At 67.6% G+C, this 1,559-nt stretch carries 2 protein-coding genes; both read left to right on the forward strand.

Annotated elements, in window-relative coordinates; translation table 11 throughout:
- The first annotated feature begins 538 nt into the window (after positions 1 to 538).
- Positions 539 to 850 carry a hypothetical protein gene (locus tag DD1DGNOD_RS09255; protein ID WP_131769908.1) on the forward strand — a complete coding sequence of 104 codons (312 nt, stop codon included), beginning with the start codon at positions 539 to 541 and terminating at the stop codon, positions 848 to 850.
- A partial coding sequence (locus tag DD1DGNOD_RS09260) for a glycosyltransferase (protein ID WP_346434298.1) occupies positions 847 to 1,559 on the forward strand: 713 nt, incomplete at its 3' end. The genes DD1DGNOD_RS09255 and DD1DGNOD_RS09260, both read left to right, overlap by 4 nt.

Genomic DNA, 1,559 nt, shown 5'->3' on the forward strand with positions numbered 1-1,559 from the left:
GAATCAGCCCGTGGGCGCTCCACCAAGACCATGAACATCTGAGGGGGCGGTTGCGCGGCTATCTGACTCGCTGTCGGTGCGTGACGTCGCCGAATTGCTCGGTATCTCCCATCAGCGGGTCGCGCAGGTGCGGGCGGATCTTGCCCGCGGTACCGGTGGGCAGGCGTCGGCCAGCGGGTGAACGGGATGATCCAGCGGTACGGACCGTATCCAAGACCCAACATTCATCTGTCATCTGTCTGGCGACTGAGCGGTAGGGCGGCTTCGGAGAGTCAGAGCGTTGCTACATTCGTGGGATCCCGTTGATATGTGCTCCATTGGAGCCCATTCTTGGCTGTAACCAAAGGTAGTATGTCGACTCCTGTAGGTTAAGTTTCTTGTGGACGTGAATGTGGGTGTGCGTGCCGCCGGTCCGCTCCGAGGCGAGGGACCCGAGGTGGGAGACCCCGAAGGGGACTGCTTGGCCGAAGGGTGCGCGATCGCGGTTGTTTCGCGTGTTTCGCACACCCGGAGGCCAGCGGGAGAGCAGGGAGGCGGCATGCGGGTCGTCGTCGCGACGGATGCACCGTTGCAGTGGCTACCGGACAGCAGCATCGGAGCTGGCGGTCCCACCGGAGTGGGCGGTCCCACCGAGGTGGCCGGGGGGGACATGGGACGGGAGGCAGCAGTGGGCAAGGCGGGTGGTCCGACCGAGGTGGCCGGGGCGGACATGGGACGGGAGGCAGCAGTGGGCAAGGCGGGTGGTCCGACCGAGGTGGCCGGGGCGGACAGATCCCCGACGGTCACTGTCCGTGTGGTCGGGTCCGCCGTAGGCGGGTCTGCCGCGGGTGAGGCGGTGCGGCAGCCATGACGACCGGCCTGTCCTCTGTGGACCCCCTTGTCGACCTGCCCGCGGCGAGCCGGGTCGGTGATCCCGGACGGCCGGAAATCGGGACTGAACACCTCGAGCGGTCCGGGTCGCCCGGCAGGCAGCCGCAGACGGTGATGCACCTTGTCCGGGAGATGAACCGGGGTGGTGCGGAGCTGCGCACCGTCGAATTGATGCGCCGGCTCGATCCGAACGAGTTCCGGCTGGTGTTCTGCTCGCTCAGCGGCCGGCGGGGCGCCCTCGACGACGAGATCCGCTCCCTCGGCGGCGAGGTGTACTACTGCCGGCTCGGCCCGGCCTTCCCGCTCGCCTTCTACCTGCTGCTTCGCCGCCTGCGTCCGCAGGTCGTCCATGCGTACGCGTCGAATTCCACCGGGCTCGTGTTCGGCATCGCCCGGATGGCCGGTGTGCCGCGCCGTGTCGCGCATTTCCGCAACAGCGCCGACTGGCCTGGTGACAGTGCCGGACAGCTTGGTAACGCTTCCAGCTGGTTCGGTGATGGCGCCGACTGGTCTGGTGGCAGAAACAGTCAGTTTGATAGCAGAAACGGGCAGTTTGGTGACAGCGCCAACCGGCGTGGGCGGAGTATCGGTGGGCTTCTGCGGCGCACGGTGGGACGGGCGGCGCTCGACGCGAACGCGACCGATCTCCTGGCCGTGTGCGAGGCGGTCATGCGCGAGCTGTGGCGCCC

It is taken from the genome of Candidatus Protofrankia californiensis, assembly GCF_900634765.1.
Lineage (GTDB): Bacteria > Actinomycetota > Actinomycetes > Frankiales > Frankiaceae > Protofrankia > Protofrankia californiensis.